The sequence below is a fragment of the Aeromonas sp. FDAARGOS 1418 genome (assembly GCF_019048585.1).
GTDB lineage: Bacteria > Pseudomonadota > Gammaproteobacteria > Enterobacterales > Aeromonadaceae > Aeromonas > Aeromonas caviae.
Map to the genome: position 1 here is coordinate 2,985,785 of NZ_CP077387.1, position 26,208 is coordinate 3,011,992.

General features: G+C 55.4%; 31 protein-coding genes. 5 read left to right on the top strand and 26 right to left on the bottom strand.

Annotation, left to right across the window (positions count from 1 at the left end; translation table 11 throughout):
- The first annotated feature begins 58 nt into the window (after window positions 1-58).
- The 3 genes from I6L48_RS13940 to rmf all read left to right on the top strand — a co-directional run bounded on the left by I6L48_RS13940 (window position 59) and on the right by rmf (window position 3,964).
- A complete protein-coding gene (locus tag I6L48_RS13940; RefSeq protein WP_029314544.1) occupies window positions 59-1,969 on the top strand; it encodes an ABC transporter ATP-binding protein in 1,911 nt (636 codons plus the stop codon).
- A gap of 8 nt (window positions 1,970-1,977) precedes the next feature.
- Window positions 1,978-3,627 carry a DUF3466 family protein gene (locus I6L48_RS13945; RefSeq protein WP_216987343.1) on the top strand — a complete coding sequence of 550 codons (1,650 nt, stop codon included), beginning with the start codon at window positions 1,978-1,980 and terminating at the stop codon, window positions 3,625-3,627.
- A gap of 160 nt (window positions 3,628-3,787) precedes the next feature.
- Window positions 3,788-3,964 carry a ribosome modulation factor gene (gene rmf / locus I6L48_RS13950; protein WP_010674759.1) on the top strand — a complete coding sequence of 59 codons (177 nt, stop codon included), beginning with the start codon at window positions 3,788-3,790 and terminating at the stop codon, window positions 3,962-3,964.
- Window positions 3,965-4,044: 80 nt separating this feature from the next.
- Here the strand turns inward: rmf and fabA are convergent, their stop codons facing one another.
- From fabA to I6L48_RS14005, 11 genes are all read right to left on the bottom strand, one after another.
- Window positions 4,045-4,605, bottom strand: coding sequence for a 3-hydroxyacyl-[acyl-carrier-protein] dehydratase FabA (fabA, locus tag I6L48_RS13955; protein WP_010674758.1), 561 nt, complete (start codon window positions 4,603-4,605; stop codon window positions 4,045-4,047).
- 78 nt (window positions 4,606-4,683) lie between these two features.
- A complete protein-coding gene (locus tag I6L48_RS13960; protein WP_113070254.1) occupies window positions 4,684-6,663 on the bottom strand; it encodes a Lon protease family protein in 1,980 nt (659 codons plus the stop codon).
- Between the two features lie 315 nt (window positions 6,664-6,978).
- The gene (locus I6L48_RS13965; protein ID WP_216987344.1) at window positions 6,979-7,317 is read right to left on the bottom strand and encodes a hypothetical protein; all 339 of its coding nucleotides are present in this window, start codon (window positions 7,315-7,317) and stop codon (window positions 6,979-6,981) included.
- Between the two features lie 22 nt (window positions 7,318-7,339).
- Window positions 7,340-7,606: a hypothetical protein gene (locus tag I6L48_RS13970; protein WP_216987345.1), complete on the bottom strand. Its 267-nt coding sequence runs from the start codon at window positions 7,604-7,606 to the stop codon at window positions 7,340-7,342.
- A 1-nt stretch (window position 7,607) separates the two neighbouring features.
- Complete coding sequence (locus I6L48_RS13975) at window positions 7,608-8,048, bottom strand: hypothetical protein (protein ID WP_216987346.1); 441 nt, start codon at window positions 8,046-8,048, stop codon at window positions 7,608-7,610.
- 118 nt (window positions 8,049-8,166) lie between these two features.
- A complete protein-coding gene (locus tag I6L48_RS13980) occupies window positions 8,167-9,198 on the bottom strand; it encodes a zonular occludens toxin domain-containing protein (RefSeq protein WP_216987347.1) in 1,032 nt (343 codons plus the stop codon).
- Window positions 9,195-9,464 (bottom strand): DUF2523 family protein, encoded by a 270-nt coding sequence (locus tag I6L48_RS13985; RefSeq protein WP_216987348.1) that lies wholly within the window; start codon window positions 9,462-9,464, stop codon window positions 9,195-9,197. The genes I6L48_RS13980 and I6L48_RS13985 overlap by 4 nt, the downstream gene beginning before the upstream one ends.
- Window positions 9,464-10,714, bottom strand: a complete 1,251-nt coding sequence (locus tag I6L48_RS13990; protein WP_216987349.1) for a virulence factor TspB C-terminal domain-related protein — start codon at window positions 10,712-10,714, stop codon at window positions 9,464-9,466. The genes I6L48_RS13985 and I6L48_RS13990 overlap by 1 nt, the downstream gene beginning before the upstream one ends.
- A gap of 423 nt (window positions 10,715-11,137) precedes the next feature.
- Complete coding sequence (locus I6L48_RS13995; protein WP_216987350.1) at window positions 11,138-11,341, bottom strand: major capsid protein; 204 nt, start codon at window positions 11,339-11,341, stop codon at window positions 11,138-11,140.
- Window positions 11,342-11,403: 62 nt separating this feature from the next.
- Complete coding sequence (locus I6L48_RS14000; RefSeq protein WP_216987351.1) at window positions 11,404-11,733, bottom strand: hypothetical protein; 330 nt, start codon at window positions 11,731-11,733, stop codon at window positions 11,404-11,406.
- Window positions 11,730-13,631: a phage/plasmid replication protein, II/X family gene (locus tag I6L48_RS14005; RefSeq protein WP_216987352.1), complete on the bottom strand. Its 1,902-nt coding sequence runs from the start codon at window positions 13,629-13,631 to the stop codon at window positions 11,730-11,732. The genes I6L48_RS14000 and I6L48_RS14005 overlap by 4 nt, the downstream gene beginning before the upstream one ends.
- 103 nt (window positions 13,632-13,734) lie before the next feature.
- Between I6L48_RS14005 and I6L48_RS14010 the strand changes: the two genes are divergently transcribed.
- Window positions 13,735-14,067 carry a helix-turn-helix domain-containing protein gene (locus I6L48_RS14010; protein WP_216987353.1) on the top strand — a complete coding sequence of 111 codons (333 nt, stop codon included), beginning with the start codon at window positions 13,735-13,737 and terminating at the stop codon, window positions 14,065-14,067.
- A 573-nt stretch (window positions 14,068-14,640) separates the two neighbouring features.
- Here the strand turns inward: I6L48_RS14010 and I6L48_RS14015 are convergent.
- The 9 genes from I6L48_RS14015 to I6L48_RS14055 form a co-directional block, all read right to left on the bottom strand.
- Complete coding sequence (locus tag I6L48_RS14015) at window positions 14,641-14,979, bottom strand: hypothetical protein (RefSeq protein WP_216987344.1); 339 nt, start codon at window positions 14,977-14,979, stop codon at window positions 14,641-14,643.
- A 22-nt stretch (window positions 14,980-15,001) separates the two neighbouring features.
- Complete coding sequence (locus I6L48_RS14020; RefSeq protein WP_216987345.1) at window positions 15,002-15,268, bottom strand: hypothetical protein; 267 nt, start codon at window positions 15,266-15,268, stop codon at window positions 15,002-15,004.
- A gap of 1 nt (window position 15,269) precedes the next feature.
- Window positions 15,270-15,710, bottom strand: a complete 441-nt coding sequence (locus I6L48_RS14025) for a hypothetical protein (RefSeq protein WP_216987346.1) — start codon at window positions 15,708-15,710, stop codon at window positions 15,270-15,272.
- A 118-nt stretch (window positions 15,711-15,828) separates the two neighbouring features.
- A complete protein-coding gene (locus I6L48_RS14030) occupies window positions 15,829-16,860 on the bottom strand; it encodes a zonular occludens toxin domain-containing protein (protein WP_216987347.1) in 1,032 nt (343 codons plus the stop codon).
- Window positions 16,857-17,126, bottom strand: a complete 270-nt coding sequence (locus tag I6L48_RS14035) for a DUF2523 family protein (RefSeq protein ID WP_216987348.1) — start codon at window positions 17,124-17,126, stop codon at window positions 16,857-16,859. The genes I6L48_RS14030 and I6L48_RS14035 overlap by 4 nt, the downstream gene beginning before the upstream one ends.
- Complete coding sequence (locus I6L48_RS14040) at window positions 17,126-18,376, bottom strand: virulence factor TspB C-terminal domain-related protein (protein WP_216987349.1); 1,251 nt, start codon at window positions 18,374-18,376, stop codon at window positions 17,126-17,128. Before I6L48_RS14040 ends, I6L48_RS14035 begins: the two co-directional genes overlap by 1 nt.
- A 423-nt stretch (window positions 18,377-18,799) precedes the next feature.
- Complete coding sequence (locus tag I6L48_RS14045) at window positions 18,800-19,003, bottom strand: major capsid protein (RefSeq protein ID WP_216987350.1); 204 nt, start codon at window positions 19,001-19,003, stop codon at window positions 18,800-18,802.
- Window positions 19,004-19,065: 62 nt separating this feature from the next.
- On the bottom strand, window positions 19,066-19,395 hold the full coding sequence (locus I6L48_RS14050; protein WP_216987351.1) for a hypothetical protein: 330 nt from the start codon (window positions 19,393-19,395) through the stop codon (window positions 19,066-19,068).
- Window positions 19,392-21,293 (bottom strand): phage/plasmid replication protein, II/X family, encoded by a 1,902-nt coding sequence (locus I6L48_RS14055; protein ID WP_216987352.1) that lies wholly within the window; start codon window positions 21,291-21,293, stop codon window positions 19,392-19,394. The genes I6L48_RS14050 and I6L48_RS14055 overlap by 4 nt, the downstream gene beginning before the upstream one ends.
- A 103-nt stretch (window positions 21,294-21,396) precedes the next feature.
- On the opposite strand from I6L48_RS14055, the gene I6L48_RS14060 reads away from it, so the two are divergent.
- Entirely contained in the window at window positions 21,397-21,729 is a 333-nt protein-coding gene (locus tag I6L48_RS14060) for a helix-turn-helix domain-containing protein (RefSeq protein ID WP_216987353.1), read from the top strand.
- A gap of 573 nt (window positions 21,730-22,302) precedes the next feature.
- Here I6L48_RS14060 and I6L48_RS14065 read toward each other — a convergent pair.
- The 6 genes from I6L48_RS14065 to I6L48_RS14090 all read right to left on the bottom strand — a co-directional run bounded on the left by I6L48_RS14065 (window position 22,303) and on the right by I6L48_RS14090 (window position 26,038).
- Window positions 22,303-22,641: a hypothetical protein gene (locus tag I6L48_RS14065; protein WP_216987344.1), complete on the bottom strand. Its 339-nt coding sequence runs from the start codon at window positions 22,639-22,641 to the stop codon at window positions 22,303-22,305.
- Between the two features lie 22 nt (window positions 22,642-22,663).
- Complete coding sequence (locus I6L48_RS14070; RefSeq protein ID WP_216987345.1) at window positions 22,664-22,930, bottom strand: hypothetical protein; 267 nt, start codon at window positions 22,928-22,930, stop codon at window positions 22,664-22,666.
- Between the two features lies 1 nt (window position 22,931).
- Window positions 22,932-23,372, bottom strand: coding sequence for a hypothetical protein (locus I6L48_RS14075; RefSeq protein ID WP_216987346.1), 441 nt, complete (start codon window positions 23,370-23,372; stop codon window positions 22,932-22,934).
- 118 nt (window positions 23,373-23,490) lie between these two features.
- Entirely contained in the window at window positions 23,491-24,522 is a 1,032-nt protein-coding gene (locus tag I6L48_RS14080; RefSeq protein WP_216987347.1) for a zonular occludens toxin domain-containing protein, read from the bottom strand.
- Window positions 24,519-24,788 carry a DUF2523 family protein gene (locus I6L48_RS14085; protein WP_216987348.1) on the bottom strand — a complete coding sequence of 90 codons (270 nt, stop codon included), beginning with the start codon at window positions 24,786-24,788 and terminating at the stop codon, window positions 24,519-24,521. The genes I6L48_RS14080 and I6L48_RS14085 overlap by 4 nt, the downstream gene beginning before the upstream one ends.
- The gene (locus tag I6L48_RS14090) at window positions 24,788-26,038 is read right to left on the bottom strand and encodes a virulence factor TspB C-terminal domain-related protein (RefSeq protein WP_216987349.1); all 1,251 of its coding nucleotides are present in this window, start codon (window positions 26,036-26,038) and stop codon (window positions 24,788-24,790) included. The genes I6L48_RS14085 and I6L48_RS14090 overlap by 1 nt, the downstream gene beginning before the upstream one ends.
- Window positions 26,039-26,208: the final 170 nt, after the last annotated feature.

The window sequence follows — 26,208 nt, forward strand, 5'->3', positions numbered from 1 at the left end:
CAAAACGGGGGCAGACTCACGCTGCCGCCCGTTTTTTCATAAGCAACAAGGAACAAACATGGCTCTTTTGACATTGCACGGCGCGTCCCTGTCGTTCAGTGATTTTCCGCTGCTCGACCATGCCGAGCTCACCATAGAGCGGGGCGAGCGCCTCTGTCTGGTGGGTCGCAACGGGGCGGGCAAGTCCACCCTGATGAAGGTGATTGCCAGCGAACTGCCGCTGGACGACGGCCGTCTGGTGTTGCAACAAGATTTGAAAGTGACCCGCCTCGAGCAGGATCCGCCCGCCTCGAGCGAGATCACCGTGTTCGATTACGCCGCAGAAGGGCTGGCCGGGGTAGGGGAGCTGCTCAAGCAGTACCACCATGTCTCCCACGCCCTGGCGCACGACCCTTCCGATGCCAACATTCGCACCATGAGCCAGTTGCAGGAGCAGCTCGACTATCAGAACGGCTGGCAGTACGAGACCCGCATCAATCAGGTGCTGACCCTGCTCGATCTCGACCCTGATGTGACGCTCGACAGTCTGTCTGGCGGCTGGCTGCGCAAGGTGGCTCTGGCCCGCGCCCTGGCGTGTGACCCGGATCTGTTGCTGCTGGACGAGCCGACCAACCACCTGGACATCGATGCCATCAACTGGCTGGAAGAGTTCCTCAAGGACTTTCGCGGCGCCATCGTCTTCATCTCCCACGACCGGGAGTTCATCCACAAGCTGGCGACCCGGATCATCGATCTCGATCGCGGCGTGATCACCTCCTGGCCCGGCAACTACGACGAATATCTGCAAGGCAAGGAGGAGTGGCTGCGGGTCGAGGAGCTGAAAAACGCCGAGTTCGACCGCAAGCTGGCCCAGGAAGAGGTATGGGTGCGCCAGGGGATCAAGGCGCGTCGTACCCGCAACGAGGGACGGGTGCGGGCCCTCAAGGCGATGCGCATGGAGCGCACCCAGCGCCGGGAACTGCAGGGCAAGGCCAAGCTGCAACTGGACGAGGCGGGCCGCTCCGGCAAGCTGGTGTTCGAGACCGAGGGGCTGGGGCTGGACTTTGGTGATCGCACCCTGTTCCAGGGACTGGATCTGCAGGTGCTGCGCGGGGACAAGATTGCTCTGGTGGGCCCCAACGGCTGCGGCAAGTCGACCCTGATCAAGCTGCTGATGGGCCAGCTCGAGGCGAGCCGTGGCTCGGTGCGCCAGGGGACCAACCTGGAAGTGGCCTACTTCGATCAATACCGTGAGCAGCTCGATCCCGAGAAGACGGTGGTGGACAACGTGGGGGAGGGCAAGCAGGAGGTGATGGTTCGCGGCCGCTCCCGTCACATCCTCGGCTATCTGCAGGACTTCCTGTTCGAGCCCAAGCGGGCGCGCACCCCGGTCAAGGCCTTGTCAGGGGGCGAGAAAAACCGTCTACTGTTGGCCAAACTCTTCCTCAAGCCCAGTAACTTGTTGATTCTGGATGAACCAACCAACGACCTGGATGTCGAAACGCTGGAATTGCTGGAAGAGCTGCTCACCGATTACCCGGGCACCCTGCTGCTGGTCAGCCACGATCGCCGTTTCATCGACAATACCGTGACCGGCTGCTGGCTGTTTGAAGGGGATGGACGGATCAGCGATTATGTCGGGGGCTACGCCGACATGATGGCCACACGAGCCTTGCAGGCCGCCCAACAGACGGCCAAGCCGGCCCCGGTCAAGGTGGCAGAGCCTGTCGCGTCGGCAGCGGAGCCTGCGAAAAAAACACGAAAACTCTCTTACAAGTTGCAACTGGAGCTGGATAATCTGCCAGCCCGGCTGGAACAGTTGGAAATGGAACTCGATGCCCTGCAGGCCGAGATTAACCACCCCGGTTTCTTCTCCCTGCCAGCAGAGCAGACCCAGCCCAAACTGGATGCATTGAATGCGGCAGAGGCCGCATTGGAACACGCCTTCTCCCGTTGGGAGGAGTTGGAAGCGTTGAAACATCAAGACTAAGGAAGTAGATGAAAAAGCAATTATCCATGCTGGCCATCCTGGTCGGCGCCAGCCTCAACGCGCAGGCGGCACAAAGCTCCTTTTTCACCATCGTCGATGACGAAGTCAAAGGCTATGCCAGCGGGATCAGCGGCGATGCCAACGGCCTCATCGGGCTCAACACCAAGAACAACATGGCGGAATACTTCTCCACCGTGCGGTTTGCCGACTTCCTGGTCGATCGTTTCCGTTTCGAGCAGGGTTGCATGCTCTCCAACTCGGTCTGCAACTCCTTCTGGAGCGACAACTCGGGCTTTGCCTACCAGTGGCGTCGCGACTTCCTGGACAAGGTGGATCAACGCAGCAACCTGGGCTACGTGACCAGCTCCGAGGTCGATGGCCTGGTGACGGCCCTCGGGGATGTCCCGGAGGATCGGGTCGGTTACAAGATGAATGGCAAACTGCGTACCGCCTTTGCCGTGGTCAATGACGGCAACCCGGTCGAGCTCAAGGATGCGGCCAGCACCCACGGCCTGAGCGTACCCACCTCCATCAAGAAGCTGGACAACGGTCAGTATCTGGTGACCGGTACCGCGGCCAGCGACAAGTATCGCCACAAGGTGGGCGGTGACTTCTACAAGTGGTGTTTCGAGACGGGCAATGACAGCCAGTACGGTGACTTCCGCTACTGCCCCGGGGTCGATACCCAGGCGAGCTTCTGGCTGCTCAACAGCTCGGGCGGGTTCAACAAGCTGATGCAGGCCGGTACCTATGGCCATCAGCGTGACGAGGTGCTGCAAACCGCCTCTGCACTGGGCGTGGCCAAGTACAACGGCACCCTCTACGGCGTGGGCTACAGCTCTACCGGCGAGGTGGGCACCGGTGATCTGGATGGTCGCAACCTCGCCAGCTACTGGATCCTGGATACGGCTGCCGGCACCGTGGGCACCACCAAGATCATCCCGCTGCCGGATGGCGAGCCTGGCAAGGACGATGCCAAGCTGCAACACAGCTGGGCCGTGGCCGTCAACGACAACGGCTACGTGATCGGCAACCAGCGCTATCGCATCAACAAGGGCCAGAACCGCCCGGTGGAGATGTTCCTGTTCAACCTGAGCAAGCCGGGTACGGCGGCCAGCCTTCCTCTCCAGGACAAGCCGGTCTCGGGGGCAGGCTCGGAAGCGGCCGCCATCAACGAGCACAACATGGTGGTCGGCTGGCGCGACTCCCGCCATCAGACCCAACCGGTGGTCAATGGCACCAACCGCATGCAGGAAGCCTTCCTGCTGAACGCGGCCGCCCCGGCCAACAGCTGGTATCTGAATGATCTCATCTGTGGCAAGGATGACGCCGGCAACAAGCAGTGTGCCCAGAACGGCAAGTACTATCACATCGCTTATGCCAGCGGCATCAGCAGCGACGGCACCATTGCCGCGACGGCGTATCGCTATGACAGCGAGAGCGACCTCAACAAACGCGCCAACGCCACCGTGGTCGCCGTCAAACTGACGCCGGCCGTGGCGGATTATCAGGGCAATGCCCCGGCCAGCTATGTGGTCAGCAATGCGCCGGTCAACAACCAGACCGGTCAGGATGGTGGCGAGGGCGGTGGTGGCAGCCTGTTCTGGTTGACTCTGCTGGCGCTGCCCTTTGCCTGGCTGCGTCGCTATCAGCGATAAATAAGTGTCATCAAAAATTAATGCAGTTCAGTATCTTGTGTCACAACCCCTGAATAGCATGGAATTTTTTGTTTGACCCTGCCTCCCCCCTGGGGTAAAGATGAAGGCGACCGGTGAAAAACTGGTCGCTTTTTTTGTTCCACGAAGAGGGTCGTAGATGATGAAGAGACAGAAACGGGACCGTCTGGAGAGAGCTCGCGCTCGTGGTTATCAGGCTGGCGTAGTCGGCAAACAGAAAGAAGCGTGTCCGTACCAGTGCCTGGATGCCAGGGGCCATTGGCTTGGTGGTTGGCGCGATGCCATGGAAGGGCGAGGCTCAGGCCTCTTCATGAAGTAACCGATACTTCATCACTCATTACAAAAGGAAAGGGGCCATCGTGGCCCCTTTACGTTGTCTCTGCTCACCCAGGAGCAGGATCAGAATGCGGTGGTGTCTTTGAACAGGCCCACTTTCAGATCGGTGGCGCTGTAGATGGGGCGACCATCCACTTCCACGACGCCATCGGCAATGCCCATGACCAGTTTGCGGTTGATGACGCGCTTGAAGGTGATCTTGTAGGTGACCTTCTTGGCCGTCGGCAGGATCTGGCCGGTGAACTTGACTTCACCGACACCCAGCGCACGTCCTTTGCCAGGACCCCCTTTCCAGCCCAGGAAGAAGCCGACCAGTTGCCACATGGCATCCAGGCCCAGGCAGCCGGGCATGACGGGATCGCCGGGGAAGTGGCAGTCGAAGAACCAGAGATCCGGCGTGATATCGAGTTCAGCCAGGATTTCACCCTTGCCGTGCTCGCCGCCATGGTCGTTGATCTTGACGATGCGATCCATCATCAGCATGTTGGGGGCGGGCAGCTGGCTGTTACCTTCACCAAATAATTCGCCACGGCTGCAGGCAAGCAGCTCTTCACGGGTAAAGGACTCTTTGCCTTGTTCGCACAGGGAGAGGCGGGGATCAGTGGTGTCGTTATCTAGGGTCACGCTGTTTATCCTTCATATGGGTCAAAGCCGGGCCAATTTAGCTTACAGATGTTCGCTAAACAACTCCGATCACTTCATTTAACGGCCAAGCAGCCGGTCCAGCAGGCTGCGCAGCAGGCCGCCACTCTTGGTTGCCGTGCCATTGAGTTCGTCCAGTCTCTCCTGGATGCGACCAAACAGGGTATCCGGCATGTCCGGTTCGCCAGCAACGCAGCCGGTGAGCAGCTCGATTGCCTCTTCCACGTGATCCACCGGGTGGATGTGGAACTGGCCGGCCTCTACTGCCGCGATCACTTCATCAGAGAGGTTGAGCTGCTGGGCGTTTGTGCCGGGCAGCAGAATGCCTTGCTTGCCGGTGAGGCCGTGGATCTTGCACACCCGGAAGAAGCCTTCGATCTTCTCGTTCACGCCACCAACGGCCTGCACATTGCCGAACTGGTCGACCGCACCGGTCACGGCGAAGTGCTGGTAGATGGGCTGGCGGGCGAGGGCGGAGAGGAGGGCACATAGGCCGGTCAGGGAGGCGCTGTCACCATCGATCTCGTGGTATGACTGCTCGAACACCAGGTTGGCCGAGAGCGGCGAGGGGTTCTCTGCGCCGAACTTGTTGGAGAGGTAGCCGTGGATGATCATCATGGCCTTGGCGTGAATATGCCCGGCGAGCTCCGCCTTGCGCTCGATGTCAGCCACATCGCCATCCCCGAGGTGGACGGTCGCGGTGAGGCGTACCGGCTCCCCGAAGTCATAGGGATGGCCGGCCACCTGGATGACGGAAAGGCCGTTGATCTGGCCAACCTCTTCACCGTCGGTCTGCAGCAGGATCTGGCCGTCGATGACACCCTGATCCGATTGCTCCACCAGATAGTTGAGGCGGTAATCCTGTTCTTCCAGGGCGAGCAGGATATGTTCGTCAGTGACGCTGGTCGCTTCCAGCTCGCGGGCCAGGCTGTCGGCCATGCGCATGATGGCGCCGAGCTGTACCTCGGAGAGGGATAGCCACTCCTGGTGGTCACACAGGCGGCTGGCATGGCGACAGAGGGCGAGGAGGGCACCTGGGGTGAAATCCAGCAGCGCCCAGCGCGCTCGCAGCCAGGCGAGATATTGCAGGAAGGCGGGGAGATCTTCCTCGATGTTCACTTCGGAGACCAGATCGGCACGCAGGAAGATGCGCTCCGCCATGTCCCTGTCCAGCATCTGGAATTCCGCCACGTCCAGCCTGTCACCGACCAGGATCAACTTGAACCGGATGGGGGTCGCCTCCGGGGTGAAGAAGGGCGTCAGCGTCTTGCCTTCCTGATAGGCATTCCAGTCCAGCTCGCCCTTTTGCATGGCGTTCTTGAGCTTGAACCAGAGATGAGGCTGATCCAGCAGCTCATCAAGCTGAAGTACCAGGTAACCACCGTTGGCTTCCCGCAGCAGACCGGGTTCCAAAAGATGCTGGTTGGCGTAGACGGAGCCTTGTTCCGTCTGATAGTTGATGGAACCGAACAAGGTATCCCAGTTCAGGTCGCGGCCGTAGACGACAGGGGCTTGCTGCTCCTCATGATGGATCAGCAGGTTGATGAGCACTGGGTGCTGGAACTCGAGGCCCTGGGCGACATGGGCGGCCAGATCGGAGAGGAAATCCACGATCTTGGGGTCGTTGTTCTGTTTGCGGATGATCCGGGTGACCAGCCGCTCGGCGTCGAGATGGTGGCTCATCAGCTTGAGCAGCTCTCCGACCATCTCGCAGAACTCGAAACCCGAGCCCGGTTGCAGGCGCAGCCAGATGGGCTTGAAAGGGTTGTTGAGATTCTCGGTATAACAGAGATCGAACAGGTCGCCATCCTTGCCATTCGAAGAGGCGATCAGGGTCTGGCAGACATTCTCGTAATCTGCACCGGGGAAACCGTTGAGGATCATGACCGGGCAGTCACCATCAAAACTGGCCAGCCGTTTGATACCCGAAATCGCTCTGGGTTGCAGGGCGGCAAACGGAATGGGGTCGAGTTCGCCAAGTGTGGGGAACTGCTCAATCGAGAAAGCGGGTTTTAATTGTTCTGATGTTAATTCAGCCACTTAAGACATCCGGTCGGGGATAGGATCAATTGCCACCATTATACACAGTTCGGTTGAGGGTGACAGAATACCAAGATATTTAATTTAACATAATATACATTATGCGCGGTCGCATAGGCCGCTGAATCGGGCCGTGCTGGACGTTCCCGGGCGTGCTAAGGCATTTGCCTACCTCAGGGCCGGAAAGCCTCAAAAGCCGGTTTTGCAGGGAAAGGAGTTGAACCTGCATCACAGCAGGATCTCAAACAAGTTTCGGCGGGCCCACCTACGTCACGACAATCTACTGCAGTAGAGCCGCCTTATACTCGCCATGGCCTACGGCCGCTCGTGACCATAGACATCATCAACCTGGATAGTCATGAACTCACGCATCAGAGAACTGGTTTGATATGAAGACACAAAGCTAACAAGAAGCTCGAACACAAGCACACCATCAGAACCCTCGCAAGACCAGCGCTGTAACTCACGGGGAGTGATTAAGGAGTCAAGCAGCGGCAAAGCCTCAGATGGTCGACGAAAAACCTCAAAACCATTAGTCATATCAAACAGATACGACAAGGCGAGTTTCATGACTTCATCTTCACGAACAGACTCTGACATATCAGAGATCATGTAACGGGCCTTAACCCCCATGCGTAGCAAAAGTAAATTCATAAATGCACCACTTAAGTAACGGTTACTTAAAAGTAGTACCGCCACAACCGCGGTCAAGCGCCGAAATGGGTAGATTTACGGGCCTTGGCCTTGGCAATGGCCTTCTACGCTCAAGGCCATCTGTCCACTCGGCGAAGTAAGCGATGAGTGTCACGACACCCAGGCAGATGAACGGCGACAAGCAGACAACTAGGACAATGGCCCAGAGACCAAAGCCAAGTTTGCTGGCGGCCAGGAGCATCAGAAGCGCAAAAGAAGCAATGAACGTGAGCAGCATACGGATGAACATGTTATTTCCCTCCCTTGAGAGCATCACCACCAAAAGCAGAGTCGAGTTCAGGGTAAGGAAGAACGTCAGGGACATAAGCCCAATCGACAACAAGCTCTTTTGAGCGGGTCAACTCCTCCCTAGTGTGCCACTGAGAAGGCTTTACCTTGAGAATGGCAATGAGCATCTCGGAAGAAGTGCCCCAGTTGTACCAGGAACGTGTATGGTCGCGGTAACGTACAACAACGCTGCGGCCGGGATCCGGTAATTCTGTTTTTGGGTGAAAGGAAAGATGGATACCACCTGATGACTGAGTTTCGGTAACCGTTACGATTTTCAACTTTTGGCGCTCACGGTAGCGGCGTTGCTTCTCTGCTGGGGTAAGCGGCGCATCCCCAATGCAAGGACGCCCCGGGGCGCGACTGACGGCGAGTTCGAGCTGCACTTCCTTTTGCTTGGCCATGTTCATCACTCCATTAAGTAACTGTTACTTAACTGTAGTTCAGGCCAAGAAATGTGCAAGGTAAAGTAACAGTTACTTAATGCCGATAACCCTATTTATCGGCATCAGAGATAACAGGTCAGGATTCCTGAGTTGCCTGCTCCAGTGGCGTTGAACGTTCACCACCACCTGAACCACTGATGGCTGGCTTTTCGTTGTAAGGATCATACACGCCGCCCCCATCAAGCCGTTCCCGACACTGGGAGTCGGTCATCTGGATCACCGTCATCTGCTCCGTGTAGCAAGCGCATTTCGTCTCAGATGCCACACAGGCCACTACTCTGGGCATATTGCGCACTACCCTCATGCGGTCATATGCCGGTGCTGTCCAAGGTTCCCCATAAACACGTGGAACGAACGCTTCCCTGGGGTCCACCTCCTCCACCGGTACAGGTGCTGAGATAGGCGCTGCGCCTGACACGGGCTGCATACCAGAAAGAACTTGAGCCCCCTGCCCTGCTGCTTGGACAAGCGCCGGTGTTTCATCTTTGTGGGTGGCTGACCAGAGCCGGTTATACATGTAGTAAGAAAGCCCACCAATGGCCAGAACGCAGAAGGCCAAGACCTTAACCGAACCAGGAATGCGGTATTTCACCTTGACGTGCAAGCTGGCCGACTTGTAAAGGTCGAAAGCGTCCTTTGGATGCTTCCAAGAAAACTTGGTCATCGCATTGCGCCATGCTGTGTCGGGCTGTGCCTGGCACTCGCTGTACTCGTAGACCTTCACCCCTAGCGCAGTACGGCGAACGTGGATGTGCTTCCCTACCAGGCGACGCACGTTGGCATGAACCAGACTCGGATGCTGGGTCATGATGGTGAAGTCGAGGCCGCGGTGCCGGTGAGTCTCAAGCTCTGCAATCGACGGATGCGGGAGCTTACCAGCAGACTCAGGGCGCCAGACGCGCTGGACCTCATCAATGAAGATGTGCGCCCCCTGGGGAGCCCAAGTCGGCCAGTCCAGTACGTCAGGCGCTACCTCATGACGAGGAAGCAGGTCAGGGATGCCATCCACAAAGATAGGTCGGTCGGTCTTCGACTCAGGAAGCAGTATCTGACTGACACAGTAGAGCGTCTTCCCTGCCCCGGGAACACCAGTAATAAGCGTGATCATTTGAGTTGGAACCTCTTCATGGCCATGAACGTCAGGCGAGCGGTAACACCACCGGCCAAGATGCCCAAAGCAGAGTTAACACCAGCGATAGCCAGGAACTGGAGCACCACAGACGGCGCACCCAAGTAAACAGATTGCGCATGAGACAACGCAGCTGTTACCCCAGCCTCGACCCCCAAGAAAGTCACAATGCCGATCCCGAGCTGTGCGAGTACACGCATGACCAGGGGACCAGAAATGGACATCAACCAAGCAGCAATAGGCATCAGTCAGTTCTCCCAAGCGCAATGAAGATGGCAGTCATCAAAGCGAACGCGATGATGATGGGACGTAACAAGGCGAGAAAGTCGCAAGTTGGCTGGTAATCAAAGGTGATCACCTTGCCGGTGAACAAGGTAACGGAAGGACTGGCAGGACACGCGCCATTGGAAGCGCCCCAAGATTGGTTGGTATCGAGCTGGAATTGCTTTTCATCAGGCTCGATAGGTTCGACCTCTTCGGGGTTACCCATTTCCTGACAGGCAATCGAGAAAGGGTTGTCATCGCAGAACTTGGTCTGTTCTTTTGGCTGTGTATTTTCGCTTGCAGGGGTGTCATCAGGCTTTACAGTTGGGTCAGTCTGCCCCTCAAGCTTGACCGGGCCAATATCAACGCGAACGCGAGTAGGCTGGCCAGATGTAGAAGATGGAGAAACATCCATGCGATCTCGCCACCACTGGCCATCCTTGAAATAAGGGTCTCCCAACCACTCGGAATAGGGTGTAAAGGAAACGGATTTGAATGGTATTGGGTAATCTTTCAATGATGGAATATTCGCGAGGCCAGAAATAATTAAAGGAATGGTTAGGGCGGGGAGACCATCCCAATCCGTGTTTTGTGCAGGGGGATGGGCAGCACATGAAACAAGTGATGCAGTTGAGGCATTGCAGCCATAAGTATAAAGGGTGGTCGTAAGTTGATTGCCGCCAGTTTTCAACCTTAGAACGCAATATGTACCTAGCGTGACAGGGGTACATACAACCTCCCATTTCGGGTCGCCTGCAAGATACTGTTTATACGCATTGGAATTCCCCCATAGACAACTCAAGGATGCATTATTACCAGCACCGGCGCAGGAAGTGCCATTAGGGGACTGAAAATAACCGGTAATTGTAGAGGGGTCATCATAGGCAACGGGAATTGTCCAATTATTGCCCTGTGATTCTATGCCGTTATCATTGAAAAACTGATAAAGGTCATAAGCAGTGGCAGCGAGGGCGATGGGGCCTAAAGCCTTAGCCGCGCCCTTTACAGCAGTGCCGAGAGCCAAAGTATCGGCAGCCATTGCAACAGGTAGATTGCGGGTTGTACCATGAACGGTAACGGCGCCAGTGGTGCGTACAAAACCCTGAGTGTCCATCACGCCCGCTGTTGTCCAAACGCCATTTGACTGTTTTACACCCTCAATGGTCATCGTGGTATATGAAGCAAATACGGATGGGCTAATAAAAAGTGCGGCAATTAATAGGCGTTTCATTTAAGCCCCCAAAATATAATTGCAGCAGAGCCGAGTATTGCCGCTGTTAAATACATCGCATAGATGGTCATGTTATTGCCCTCCCCCGTATCCGCCTTGGTCAACTCCATTTCTAAGCACTACCAGCGCCCACGACGCCGCCCACGCAAGGACAACAAGACCTGAAAGTACCGCGGAATCAGCCATATCAATAAGCTGGCATTCAATCTGTGTAGGAGCGAACGATACTGAAGTTCCCTGCGTAGTCGTCGTAATAATGGTGTTACCCTGGACAACGCTCGAATAAGCGATGGGTATGCCGTCATGAAGGGTAACTCCCTGCGAATTAGCGGCGACCGCCTGCAAAAAAGATTCGGGGGTCTCATAGCAAGCCCCATTGTATTGGAATGCCATAAGACCCCCGTTATTAAAGTAACTGTTACGTTACTTGGCGCCGCGCAGATATTTGATGGCAGCGATGGCAATCACGACCAGGAGGCCGAGGGTTGCCACAGCAGCGCCATCAGTTGCGGCATCGGTCAGGGCGGTGGTCACATCCGCAGGAACAGCAGCGAAGGACGGGGAAGCCACGGCTGCAACAGCCAGACCAGCGGCGGCGCGTTTCAGGTTCAGAATGGTAGTTTTCATGGTGATGTCTCCTTACGGTTGGTTGAGCTTCCTGCCCTTCACCTGGAGCAGGGGCTTAGGGTTCAAGCACTCTTTGCATGAGCGGGTTGGCCTACCGGTTTCCAGCCGGTGACCAAGAGCTTGGTCTGCTTGAGGGAGATCTGCGGCGAGAAGGTCAGCTCGATAAGACCCGGCAGAACGCCACCATTGCGAGCGGCTGCATGGATCTCTTTGGCCAGCTTATTGCCGTCGGCGGTATCGACCGGGAACTTGCCGATATCGACCCCAGCGAAACCGCTATCGAACTGGACTTCATCCTCGACTACGTGGACATTGGCCCAGTCAAAGGACTCTTTACCCTGCTCTTCCATGCGACCGAAACGCACCTGGAGCACGTGGAAAACCTTGCTCATTCCTGACATATCTCTTCCTCTCTGCTGATGTTGCGGCCCCGAGAGTCGGTGGCCTTATGTACCCAATACCAAAGCCGGTCTAAACGCTGCTTGGTAAGGCTGATTCGTCCACGAAGGCCAACGGCCTTGGCGATTTGGTCGGGGTCTTGCTCGGCGTCATACAGCTCGGCCCGCAGGCCATCAAGGATGATGGAGAGCTTGCGGTGCTCTGCATCGGCGTATGACCGGGCATCGAATTCAGGATTGGGAGCGGCCCCCAGGTAGTCGGCGAAGTCGGCCAGCAGTTCGTCGTCGTCGTACTGCGGGCGCTGCTCAGGTTCGGGGAGGTTGTGCTCCTGCCGGTACTCGTTGACGTTGCCGCGAACGAGTTCCCAGGTGCCATCGTCGAACACGGCCAGATGGATTTGCTCACCCCCTGCCCCGCCCAGTTCGCCATTGAGGCGGATGGGACGACCGGCGACCAAGTGGGAAACGCAGTAACGGGCAACGTCGAGCGGCTGGCCGGAGAGCTTGGCGACCTCGGCGGCAATGAGCTGTTCACGGGACTGGCCGAGCTTCTGCACGAAGTCCTTGCCGCACATGTTGCCAAGGGTGCTCATGTCGCCCTGGGTGTCGAGCACGGTCCCCACCGGTTCGACGTAGCCCGCAGGCCGCTGGTCGGCGAAGTCCATCTTGATGAGGTGCAGGAGCTTGGCGGTTTTCTTGTTGCGCAGGTTCTGGAGCTGGGCCTTGGTCAGGCCGATATCGAGGAGCGCTTTGACGCTGTCATAGAACGAACTGGAAGCGGTTAGACGCTTGGTTTTGTCCCACCCTTCGGTTGCCAGCAGGCGATAGAACATCATCAACCGGTCGGCCCGTGTGAAGTTCCACTTCTCAGTCACAGAGCCATCATCGTTTGAAAACTGTTTACACCTTCCATAAGAAATGCGGAGCTTGCGCTGCACCTCAAGGTCTTGTGTGAGGTGGACCTTGCTGTCACCCAGAGCGGTCATCATGTCGGTGAACATGTTGCGCCAAGCCCACTCACAGAACTTCATACCCTCGCGCTTCTCGAAGTCGGCCACCCAGGCAAGGAACTGCCACACGTTGCGGGGGATCTTGTTCTTCTCAAACCAACGGGTATATCCCCTGCCCTCAAACCGGAGACGGTGCTGGGCGAATTGCTGGAGTTCGGGGGACTGCATGGACTTGATGACGGAGTTATAACGGCTGGTCTTCTCTTTGCGGGCAGCCGCCTGGAGACTCTTGAGCTGCTTCTCCATCTCATGGTCTTTCGCGTAGACGACAAGCACATGAGCCCGACCAGCGTCCTGCATCTCTGATGTGCGGCGGTTGAAGTAGATAGTCGAGGCGTAATCGGACTCTTTGGAGGGACGCAAATGACGGTGTGAGAGCTGACCAATAGCCGTTAGGCAGTTAGCCATGGTCTCGGCATCGGGAAGTTGGATGCTGTAGGTACAGTCAACGCGGCGGATGTGAGCAGAGCCGAAATCGAGCATCTCAGCGATTCCGGGCAAGGCTCGAGTGAAAGCCGCGATAAGTTCGAGGATGCCAGTAGCAGCACAGTCTGGCCCGTAGACGTTGTGGCCCTGTAGCAACTTAGCCGGTGACCCTTTGATAGCAAAGCAAGGCCAACTTCTATTGAGCTGGGCCTGATGGAGCTTACAGGTAATGTCAGTGAAGCTCGAAGGGACTGACTCCCAGGGATGGTACAGATCATGGAGTTTCCCCTCCGGGTCAATTGAAAAGTCGACTCTCTTCGAGCCCAGCTGTAGTCCACGGCGCCCACACTCTTCCAGGTCAACAACTCCCACGATGTCAGCAGCACCAGCGCCAACGCGCTGCACGGTGCAGAACTGAGTCTTGAAGGGGATATGTATTTCCCAGAAGTCGTACATAGGGCCATCCATGCAATCATATGAACCCAAATATACAACCGCATAAGCATGCACGCAACTAAGTGGGGTAAAATCTGCATACGTGAGATCAAAAGGAACCGTAATGGAGCGCATAGGGCACAACATCAGGCGCATGCGTGATGCCGCAAACTTAAGCCAGCAGCAGTTGGCTGAAATAGCCGGTATCTCGAAGTCGCAGTTGTCGAGGTTGGAAAGCGGTGAACAAGATAACCCTCAGATCAAGACACTCATCCCGATAGCGGCGGCCTTAGGCGTATCGCTGGAAGAGATCGTCTATGGCGAATCATCAAAGACCATGGACTTTTTGACCAAGGCAATAGACGAACTCCCCCAGGAAGACAGGGCAGCCCTCAGGAAGCTCATTCGAGGCTGGGTACTCATCTCGCACAACGAGAAAATGGACAAGCAAAGCTAAAGCCCGCCTTTAATGCGATAACCCATTGAAAAACCTAAAAGAATGGCCCGCTGCTGCGTCCGGCTCTCGGAGTCAAAGCCACAGTTAGAGTTCGTGGCTTCGCCGACTCGGGGGGGCCCGGGCGCCCCCGCCCTGGGCGCGCCTTCGGCATCGCCCCAGGCGTGTGCACCCCAACCCCCTCCAGAAAGGCGAGCACACCTCTCACAGAGGCTTTATTCGGACGGAAAAGGTAACGGTTACTTAAAGGGTGGTTTCATGCGGTCGCGCACAATGCAGGTTATATTCAACGCCCCCTGCGGGGCTCCCTGCTGCTGCGCAGACTAGCAGGGAGGCAGCGCTAAACATAACCACAGGACATTATGCGCGGTCGCATAGGCCGCTGAATCGGGCCGTGCTGGACGTTCCCGGGCGTGCTAAGGCATTTGCCTACCTCAGGGCCGGAAAGCCTCAAAAGCCGGTTTTGCAGGGAAAGGAGTTGAACCTGCATCACAGCAGGATCTCAAACAAGTTTCGGCGGGCCCACCTACGTCACGACAATCTACTGCAGTAGAGCCGCCTTATACTCGCCATGGCCTACGGCCGCTCGTGACCATAGACATCATCAACCTGGATAGTCATGAACTCACGCATCAGAGAACTGGTTTGATATGAAGACACAAAGCTAACAAGAAGCTCGAACACAAGCACACCATCAGAACCCTCGCAAGACCAGCGCTGTAACTCACGGGGAGTGATTAAGGAGTCAAGCAGCGGCAAAGCCTCAGATGGTCGACGAAAAACCTCAAAACCATTAGTCATATCAAACAGATACGACAAGGCGAGTTTCATGACTTCATCTTCACGAACAGACTCTGACATATCAGAGATCATGTAACGGGCCTTAACCCCCATGCGTAGCAAAAGTAAATTCATAAATGCACCACTTAAGTAACGGTTACTTAAAAGTAGTACCGCCACAACCGCGGTCAAGCGCCGAAATGGGTAGATTTACGGGCCTTGGCCTTGGCAATGGCCTTCTACGCTCAAGGCCATCTGTCCACTCGGCGAAGTAAGCGATGAGTGTCACGACACCCAGGCAGATGAACGGCGACAAGCAGACAACTAGGACAATGGCCCAGAGACCAAAGCCAAGTTTGCTGGCGGCCAGGAGCATCAGAAGCGCAAAAGAAGCAATGAACGTGAGCAGCATACGGATGAACATGTTATTTCCCTCCCTTGAGAGCATCACCACCAAAAGCAGAGTCGAGTTCAGGGTAAGGAAGAACGTCAGGGACATAAGCCCAATCGACAACAAGCTCTTTTGAGCGGGTCAACTCCTCCCTAGTGTGCCACTGAGAAGGCTTTACCTTGAGAATGGCAATGAGCATCTCGGAAGAAGTGCCCCAGTTGTACCAGGAACGTGTATGGTCGCGGTAACGTACAACAACGCTGCGGCCGGGATCCGGTAATTCTGTTTTTGGGTGAAAGGAAAGATGGATACCACCTGATGACTGAGTTTCGGTAACCGTTACGATTTTCAACTTTTGGCGCTCACGGTAGCGGCGTTGCTTCTCTGCTGGGGTAAGCGGCGCATCCCCAATGCAAGGACGCCCCGGGGCGCGACTGACGGCGAGTTCGAGCTGCACTTCCTTTTGCTTGGCCATGTTCATCACTCCATTAAGTAACTGTTACTTAACTGTAGTTCAGGCCAAGAAATGTGCAAGGTAAAGTAACAGTTACTTAATGCCGATAACCCTATTTATCGGCATCAGAGATAACAGGTCAGGATTCCTGAGTTGCCTGCTCCAGTGGCGTTGAACGTTCACCACCACCTGAACCACTGATGGCTGGCTTTTCGTTGTAAGGATCATACACGCCGCCCCCATCAAGCCGTTCCCGACACTGGGAGTCGGTCATCTGGATCACCGTCATCTGCTCCGTGTAGCAAGCGCATTTCGTCTCAGATGCCACACAGGCCACTACTCTGGGCATATTGCGCACTACCCTCATGCGGTCATATGCCGGTGCTGTCCAAGGTTCCCCATAAACACGTGGAACGAACGCTTCCCTGGGGTCCACCTCCTCCACCGGTACAGGTGCTGAGATAGGCGCTGCGCCTGACACGGGCTGCATACCAGAAAGAACTTGAGCCCCCTGCCCTGCTGCTTGGACAAGCGCCGGTGTTTCATCTTTGTGGGTGGCTGACCAGAGCCGGTTATACATGTAGTAAGAAAGCCCACCAATGGCCAGAACGCAGAAGGCCAAGACCTTAACCGAACCAGGAATGCGGTATTTCACCTTGACGTGCAAGCTGGCCGACTTGTAAAGGTCGAAAGCGTCCTTTGGATGCTTCCAAGAAAACTTGGTCATCGCATTGCGCCATGCTGTGTCGGGCTGTGCCTGGCACTCGCTGTACTCGTAGACCTTCACCCCTAGCGCAGTACGGCGAACGTGGATGTGCTTCCCTACCAGGCGACGCACGTTGGCATGAACCAGACTCGGATGCTGGGTCATGATGGTGAAGTCGAGGCCGCGGTGCCGGTGAGTCTCAAGCTCTGCAATCGACGGATGCGGGAGCTTACCAGCAGACTCAGGGCGCCAGACGCGCTGGACCTCATCAATGAAGATGTGCGCCCCCTGGGGAGCCCAAGTCGGCCAGTCCAGTACGTCAGGCGCTACCTCATGACGAGGAAGCAGGTCAGGGATGCCATCCACAAAGATAGGTCGGTCGGTCTTCGACTCAGGAAGCAGTATCTGACTGACACAGTAGAGCGTCTTCCCTGCCCCGGGAACACCAGTAATAAGCGTGATCATTTGAGTTGGAACCTCTTCATGGCCATGAACGTCAGGCGAGCGGTAACACCACCGGCCAAGATGCCCAAAGCAGAGTTAACACCAGCGATAGCCAGGAACTGGAGCACCACAGACGGCGCACCCAAGTAAACAGATTGCGCATGAGACAACGCAGCTGTTACCCCAGCCTCGACCCCCAAGAAAGTCACAATGCCGATCCCGAGCTGTGCGAGTACACGCATGACCAGGGGACCAGAAATGGACATCAACCAAGCAGCAATAGGCATCAGTCAGTTCTCCCAAGCGCAATGAAGATGGCAGTCATCAAAGCGAACGCGATGATGATGGGACGTAACAAGGCGAGAAAGTCGCAAGTTGGCTGGTAATCAAAGGTGATCACCTTGCCGGTGAACAAGGTAACGGAAGGACTGGCAGGACACGCGCCATTGGAAGCGCCCCAAGATTGGTTGGTATCGAGCTGGAATTGCTTTTCATCAGGCTCGATAGGTTCGACCTCTTCGGGGTTACCCATTTCCTGACAGGCAATCGAGAAAGGGTTGTCATCGCAGAACTTGGTCTGTTCTTTTGGCTGTGTATTTTCGCTTGCAGGGGTGTCATCAGGCTTTACAGTTGGGTCAGTCTGCCCCTCAAGCTTGACCGGGCCAATATCAACGCGAACGCGAGTAGGCTGGCCAGATGTAGAAGATGGAGAAACATCCATGCGATCTCGCCACCACTGGCCATCCTTGAAATAAGGGTCTCCCAACCACTCGGAATAGGGTGTAAAGGAAACGGATTTGAATGGTATTGGGTAATCTTTCAATGATGGAATATTCGCGAGGCCAGAAATAATTAAAGGAATGGTTAGGGCGGGGAGACCATCCCAATCCGTGTTTTGTGCAGGGGGATGGGCAGCACATGAAACAAGTGATGCAGTTGAGGCATTGCAGCCATAAGTATAAAGGGTGGTCGTAAGTTGATTGCCGCCAGTTTTCAACCTTAGAACGCAATATGTACCTAGCGTGACAGGGGTACATACAACCTCCCATTTCGGGTCGCCTGCAAGATACTGTTTATACGCATTGGAATTCCCCCATAGACAACTCAAGGATGCATTATTACCAGCACCGGCGCAGGAAGTGCCATTAGGGGACTGAAAATAACCGGTAATTGTAGAGGGGTCATCATAGGCAACGGGAATTGTCCAATTATTGCCCTGTGATTCTATGCCGTTATCATTGAAAAACTGATAAAGGTCATAAGCAGTGGCAGCGAGGGCGATGGGGCCTAAAGCCTTAGCCGCGCCCTTTACAGCAGTGCCGAGAGCCAAAGTATCGGCAGCCATTGCAACAGGTAGATTGCGGGTTGTACCATGAACGGTAACGGCGCCAGTGGTGCGTACAAAACCCTGAGTGTCCATCACGCCCGCTGTTGTCCAAACGCCATTTGACTGTTTTACACCCTCAATGGTCATCGTGGTATATGAAGCAAATACGGATGGGCTAATAAAAAGTGCGGCAATTAATAGGCGTTTCATTTAAGCCCCCAAAATATAATTGCAGCAGAGCCGAGTATTGCCGCTGTTAAATACATCGCATAGATGGTCATGTTATTGCCCTCCCCCGTATCCGCCTTGGTCAACTCCATTTCTAAGCACTACCAGCGCCCACGACGCCGCCCACGCAAGGACAACAAGACCTGAAAGTACCGCGGAATCAGCCATATCAATAAGCTGGCATTCAATCTGTGTAGGAGCGAACGATACTGAAGTTCCCTGCGTAGTCGTCGTAATAATGGTGTTACCCTGGACAACGCTCGAATAAGCGATGGGTATGCCGTCATGAAGGGTAACTCCCTGCGAATTAGCGGCGACCGCCTGCAAAAAAGATTCGGGGGTCTCATAGCAAGCCCCATTGTATTGGAATGCCATAAGACCCCCGTTATTAAAGTAACTGTTACGTTACTTGGCGCCGCGCAGATATTTGATGGCAGCGATGGCAATCACGACCAGGAGGCCGAGGGTTGCCACAGCAGCGCCATCAGTTGCGGCATCGGTCAGGGCGGTGGTCACATCCGCAGGAACAGCAGCGAAGGACGGGGAAGCCACGGCTGCAACAGCCAGACCAGCGGCGGCGCGTTTCAGGTTCAGAATGGTAGTTTTCATGGTGATGTCTCCTTACGGTTGGTTGAGCTTCCTGCCCTTCACCTGGAGCAGGGGCTTAGGGTTCAAGCACTCTTTGCATGAGCGGGTTGGCCTACCGGTTTCCAGCCGGTGACCAAGAGCTTGGTCTGCTTGAGGGAGATCTGCGGCGAGAAGGTCAGCTCGATAAGACCCGGCAGAACGCCACCATTGCGAGCGGCTGCATGGATCTCTTTGGCCAGCTTATTGCCGTCGGCGGTATCGACCGGGAACTTGCCGATATCGACCCCAGCGAAACCGCTATCGAACTGGACTTCATCCTCGACTACGTGGACATTGGCCCAGTCAAAGGACTCTTTACCCTGCTCTTCCATGCGACCGAAACGCACCTGGAGCACGTGGAAAACCTTGCTCATTCCTGACATATCTCTTCCTCTCTGCTGATGTTGCGGCCCCGAGAGTCGGTGGCCTTATGTACCCAATACCAAAGCCGGTCTAAACGCTGCTTGGTAAGGCTGATTCGTCCACGAAGGCCAACGGCCTTGGCGATTTGGTCGGGGTCTTGCTCGGCGTCATACAGCTCGGCCCGCAGGCCATCAAGGATGATGGAGAGCTTGCGGTGCTCTGCATCGGCGTATGACCGGGCATCGAATTCAGGATTGGGAGCGGCCCCCAGGTAGTCGGCGAAGTCGGCCAGCAGTTCGTCGTCGTCGTACTGCGGGCGCTGCTCAGGTTCGGGGAGGTTGTGCTCCTGCCGGTACTCGTTGACGTTGCCGCGAACGAGTTCCCAGGTGCCATCGTCGAACACGGCCAGATGGATTTGCTCACCCCCTGCCCCGCCCAGTTCGCCATTGAGGCGGATGGGACGACCGGCGACCAAGTGGGAAACGCAGTAACGGGCAACGTCGAGCGGCTGGCCGGAGAGCTTGGCGACCTCGGCGGCAATGAGCTGTTCACGGGACTGGCCGAGCTTCTGCACGAAGTCCTTGCCGCACATGTTGCCAAGGGTGCTCATGTCGCCCTGGGTGTCGAGCACGGTCCCCACCGGTTCGACGTAGCCCGCAGGCCGCTGGTCGGCGAAGTCCATCTTGATGAGGTGCAGGAGCTTGGCGGTTTTCTTGTTGCGCAGGTTCTGGAGCTGGGCCTTGGTCAGGCCGATATCGAGGAGCGCTTTGACGCTGTCATAGAACGAACTGGAAGCGGTTAGACGCTTGGTTTTGTCCCACCCTTCGGTTGCCAGCAGGCGATAGAACATCATCAACCGGTCGGCCCGTGTGAAGTTCCACTTCTCAGTCACAGAGCCATCATCGTTTGAAAACTGTTTACACCTTCCATAAGAAATGCGGAGCTTGCGCTGCACCTCAAGGTCTTGTGTGAGGTGGACCTTGCTGTCACCCAGAGCGGTCATCATGTCGGTGAACATGTTGCGCCAAGCCCACTCACAGAACTTCATACCCTCGCGCTTCTCGAAGTCGGCCACCCAGGCAAGGAACTGCCACACGTTGCGGGGGATCTTGTTCTTCTCAAACCAACGGGTATATCCCCTGCCCTCAAACCGGAGACGGTGCTGGGCGAATTGCTGGAGTTCGGGGGACTGCATGGACTTGATGACGGAGTTATAACGGCTGGTCTTCTCTTTGCGGGCAGCCGCCTGGAGACTCTTGAGCTGCTTCTCCATCTCATGGTCTTTCGCGTAGACGACAAGCACATGAGCCCGACCAGCGTCCTGCATCTCTGATGTGCGGCGGTTGAAGTAGATAGTCGAGGCGTAATCGGACTCTTTGGAGGGACGCAAATGACGGTGTGAGAGCTGACCAATAGCCGTTAGGCAGTTAGCCATGGTCTCGGCATCGGGAAGTTGGATGCTGTAGGTACAGTCAACGCGGCGGATGTGAGCAGAGCCGAAATCGAGCATCTCAGCGATTCCGGGCAAGGCTCGAGTGAAAGCCGCGATAAGTTCGAGGATGCCAGTAGCAGCACAGTCTGGCCCGTAGACGTTGTGGCCCTGTAGCAACTTAGCCGGTGACCCTTTGATAGCAAAGCAAGGCCAACTTCTATTGAGCTGGGCCTGATGGAGCTTACAGGTAATGTCAGTGAAGCTCGAAGGGACTGACTCCCAGGGATGGTACAGATCATGGAGTTTCCCCTCCGGGTCAATTGAAAAGTCGACTCTCTTCGAGCCCAGCTGTAGTCCACGGCGCCCACACTCTTCCAGGTCAACAACTCCCACGATGTCAGCAGCACCAGCGCCAACGCGCTGCACGGTGCAGAACTGAGTCTTGAAGGGGATATGTATTTCCCAGAAGTCGTACATAGGGCCATCCATGCAATCATATGAACCCAAATATACAACCGCATAAGCATGCACGCAACTAAGTGGGGTAAAATCTGCATACGTGAGATCAAAAGGAACCGTAATGGAGCGCATAGGGCACAACATCAGGCGCATGCGTGATGCCGCAAACTTAAGCCAGCAGCAGTTGGCTGAAATAGCCGGTATCTCGAAGTCGCAGTTGTCGAGGTTGGAAAGCGGTGAACAAGATAACCCTCAGATCAAGACACTCATCCCGATAGCGGCGGCCTTAGGCGTATCGCTGGAAGAGATCGTCTATGGCGAATCATCAAAGACCATGGACTTTTTGACCAAGGCAATAGACGAACTCCCCCAGGAAGACAGGGCAGCCCTCAGGAAGCTCATTCGAGGCTGGGTACTCATCTCGCACAACGAGAAAATGGACAAGCAAAGCTAAAGCCCGCCTTTAATGCGATAACCCATTGAAAAACCTAAAAGAATGGCCCGCTGCTGCGTCCGGCTCTCGGAGTCAAAGCCACAGTTAGAGTTCGTGGCTTCGCCGACTCGGGGGGGCCCGGGCGCCCCCGCCCTGGGCGCGCCTTCGGCATCGCCCCAGGCGTGTGCACCCCAACCCCCTCCAGAAAGGCGAGCACACCTCTCACAGAGGCTTTATTCGGACGGAAAAGGTAACGGTTACTTAAAGGGTGGTTTCATGCGGTCGCGCACAATGCAGGTTATATTCAACGCCCCCTGCGGGGCTCCCTGCTGCTGCGCAGACTAGCAGGGAGGCAGCGCTAAACATAACCACAGGACATTATGCGCGGTCGCATAGGCCGCTGAATCGGGCCGTGCTGGACGTTCCCGGGCGTGCTAAGGCATTTGCCTACCTCAGGGCCGGAAAGCCTCAAAAGCCGGTTTTGCAGGGAAAGGAGTTGAACCTGCATCACAGCAGGATCTCAAACAAGTTTCGGCGGGCCCACCTACGTCACGACAATCTACTGCAGTAGAGCCGCCTTATACTCGCCATGGCCTACGGCCGCTCGTGACCATAGACATCATCAACCTGGATAGTCATGAACTCACGCATCAGAGAACTGGTTTGATATGAAGACACAAAGCTAACAAGAAGCTCGAACACAAGCACACCATCAGAACCCTCGCAAGACCAGCGCTGTAACTCACGGGGAGTGATTAAGGAGTCAAGCAGCGGCAAAGCCTCAGATGGTCGACGAAAAACCTCAAAACCATTAGTCATATCAAACAGATACGACAAGGCGAGTTTCATGACTTCATCTTCACGAACAGACTCTGACATATCAGAGATCATGTAACGGGCCTTAACCCCCATGCGTAGCAAAAGTAAATTCATAAATGCACCACTTAAGTAACGGTTACTTAAAAGTAGTACCGCCACAACCGCGGTCAAGCGCCGAAATGGGTAGATTTACGGGCCTTGGCCTTGGCAATGGCCTTCTACGCTCAAGGCCATCTGTCCACTCGGCGAAGTAAGCGATGAGTGTCACGACACCCAGGCAGATGAACGGCGACAAGCAGACAACTAGGACAATGGCCCAGAGACCAAAGCCAAGTTTGCTGGCGGCCAGGAGCATCAGAAGCGCAAAAGAAGCAATGAACGTGAGCAGCATACGGATGAACATGTTATTTCCCTCCCTTGAGAGCATCACCACCAAAAGCAGAGTCGAGTTCAGGGTAAGGAAGAACGTCAGGGACATAAGCCCAATCGACAACAAGCTCTTTTGAGCGGGTCAACTCCTCCCTAGTGTGCCACTGAGAAGGCTTTACCTTGAGAATGGCAATGAGCATCTCGGAAGAAGTGCCCCAGTTGTACCAGGAACGTGTATGGTCGCGGTAACGTACAACAACGCTGCGGCCGGGATCCGGTAATTCTGTTTTTGGGTGAAAGGAAAGATGGATACCACCTGATGACTGAGTTTCGGTAACCGTTACGATTTTCAACTTTTGGCGCTCACGGTAGCGGCGTTGCTTCTCTGCTGGGGTAAGCGGCGCATCCCCAATGCAAGGACGCCCCGGGGCGCGACTGACGGCGAGTTCGAGCTGCACTTCCTTTTGCTTGGCCATGTTCATCACTCCATTAAGTAACTGTTACTTAACTGTAGTTCAGGCCAAGAAATGTGCAAGGTAAAGTAACAGTTACTTAATGCCGATAACCCTATTTATCGGCATCAGAGATAACAGGTCAGGATTCCTGAGTTGCCTGCTCCAGTGGCGTTGAACGTTCACCACCACCTGAACCACTGATGGCTGGCTTTTCGTTGTAAGGATCATACACGCCGCCCCCATCAAGCCGTTCCCGACACTGGGAGTCGGTCATCTGGATCACCGTCATCTGCTCCGTGTAGCAAGCGCATTTCGTCTCAGATGCCACACAGGCCACTACTCTGGGCATATTGCGCACTACCCTCATGCGGTCATATGCCGGTGCTGTCCAAGGTTCCCCATAAACACGTGGAACGAACGCTTCCCTGGGGTCCACCTCCTCCACCGGTACAGGTGCTGAGATAGGCGCTGCGCCTGACACGGGCTGCATACCAGAAAGAACTTGAGCCCCCTGCCCTGCTGCTTGGACAAGCGCCGGTGTTTCATCTTTGTGGGTGGCTGACCAGAGCCGGTTATACATGTAGTAAGAAAGCCCACCAATGGCCAGAACGCAGAAGGCCAAGACCTTAACCGAACCAGGAATGCGGTATTTCACCTTGACGTGCAAGCTGGCCGACTTGTAAAGGTCGAAAGCGTCCTTTGGATGCTTCCAAGAAAACTTGGTCATCGCATTGCGCCATGCTGTGTCGGGCTGTGCCTGGCACTCGCTGTACTCGTAGACCTTCACCCCTAGCGCAGTACGGCGAACGTGGATGTGCTTCCCTACCAGGCGACGCACGTTGGCATGAACCAGACTCGGATGCTGGGTCATGATGGTGAAGTCGAGGCCGCGGTGCCGGTGAGTCTCAAGCTCTGCAATCGACGGATGCGGGAGCTTACCAGCAGACTCAGGGCGCCAGACGCGCTGGACCTCATCAATGAAGATGTGCGCCCCCTGGGGAGCCCAAGTCGGCCAGTCCAGTACGTCAGGCGCTACCTCATGACGAGGAAGCAGGTCAGGGATGCCATCCACAAAGATAGGTCGGTCGGTCTTCGACTCAGGAAGCAGTATCTGACTGACACAGTAGAGCGTCTTCCCTGCCCCGGGAACACCAGTAATAAGCGTGATCATTTGAGTTGGAACCTCTTCATGGCCATGAACGTCAGGCGAGCGGTAACACCACCGGCCAAGATGCCCAAAGCAGAGTTAACACCAGCGATAGCCAGGAACTGGAGCACCACAGACGGCGCACCCAAGTAAACAGATTGCGCATGAGACAACGCAGCTGTTACCCCAGCCTCGACCCCCAAGAAAGTCACAATGCCGATCCCGAGCTGTGCGAGTACACGCATGACCAGGGGACCAGAAATGGACATCAACCAAGCAGCAATAGGCATCAGTCAGTTCTCCCAAGCGCAATGAAGATGGCAGTCATCAAAGCGAACGCGATGATGATGGGACGTAACAAGGCGAGAAAGTCGCAAGTTGGCTGGTAATCAAAGGTGATCACCTTGCCGGTGAACAAGGTAACGGAAGGACTGGCAGGACACGCGCCATTGGAAGCGCCCCAAGATTGGTTGGTATCGAGCTGGAATTGCTTTTCATCAGGCTCGATAGGTTCGACCTCTTCGGGGTTACCCATTTCCTGACAGGCAATCGAGAAAGGGTTGTCATCGCAGAACTTGGTCTGTTCTTTTGGCTGTGTATTTTCGCTTGCAGGGGTGTCATCAGGCTTTACAGTTGGGTCAGTCTGCCCCTCAAGCTTGACCGGGCCAATATCAACGCGAACGCGAGTAGGCTGGCCAGATGTAGAAGATGGAGAAACATCCATGCGATCTCGCCACCACTGGCCATCCTTGAAATAAGGGTCTCCCAACCACTCGGAATAGGGTGTAAAGGAAACGGATTTGAATGGTATTGGGTAATCTTTCAATGATGGAATATTCGCGAGGCCAGAAATAATTAAAGGAATGGTTAGGGCGGGGAGACCATCCCAATCCGTGTTTTGTGCAGGGGGATGGGCAGCACATGAAACAAGTGATGCAGTTGAGGCATTGCAGCCATAAGTATAAAGGGTGGTCGTAAGTTGATTGCCGCCAGTTTTCAACCTTAGAACGCAATATGTACCTAGCGTGACAGGGGTACATACAACCTCCCATTTCGGGTCGCCTGCAAGATACTGTTTATACGCATTGGAATTCCCCCATAGACAACTCAAGGATGCATTATTACCAGCACCGGCGCAGGAAGTGCCATTAGGGGACTGAAAATAACCGGTAATTGTAGAGGGGTCATCATAGGCAACGGGAATTGTCCAATTATTGCCCTGTGATTCTATGCCGTTATCATTGAAAAACTGATAAAGGTCATAAGCAGTGGCAGCGAGGGCGATGGGGCCTAAAGCCTTAGCCGCGCCCTTTACAGCAGTGCCGAGAGCCAAAGTATCGGCAGCCATTGCAACAGGTAGATTGCGGGTTGTACCATGAACGGTAACGGCGCCAGTGGTGCGTACAAAACCCTGAGTGTCCATCACGCCCGCTGTTGTCCAAACGCCATTTGACTGTTTTACACCCTCAATGGTCATCGTGGTATATGAAGCAAATACGGATGGGCTAATAAAAAGTGCGGCAATTAATAGGCGTTTCATTTAAGCCCCCAAAATATAATTGCAGCAGAGCCGAGTATTGCCGCTGTTAAATACATCGCATAGATGGTCATGTTATTGCCCTCCCCCGTATCCGCCTTGGTCAACTCCATTTCTAAGCACTACCAGCGCCCACGACGCCGCCCACGCAAGGACAACAAGACCTGAAAGTA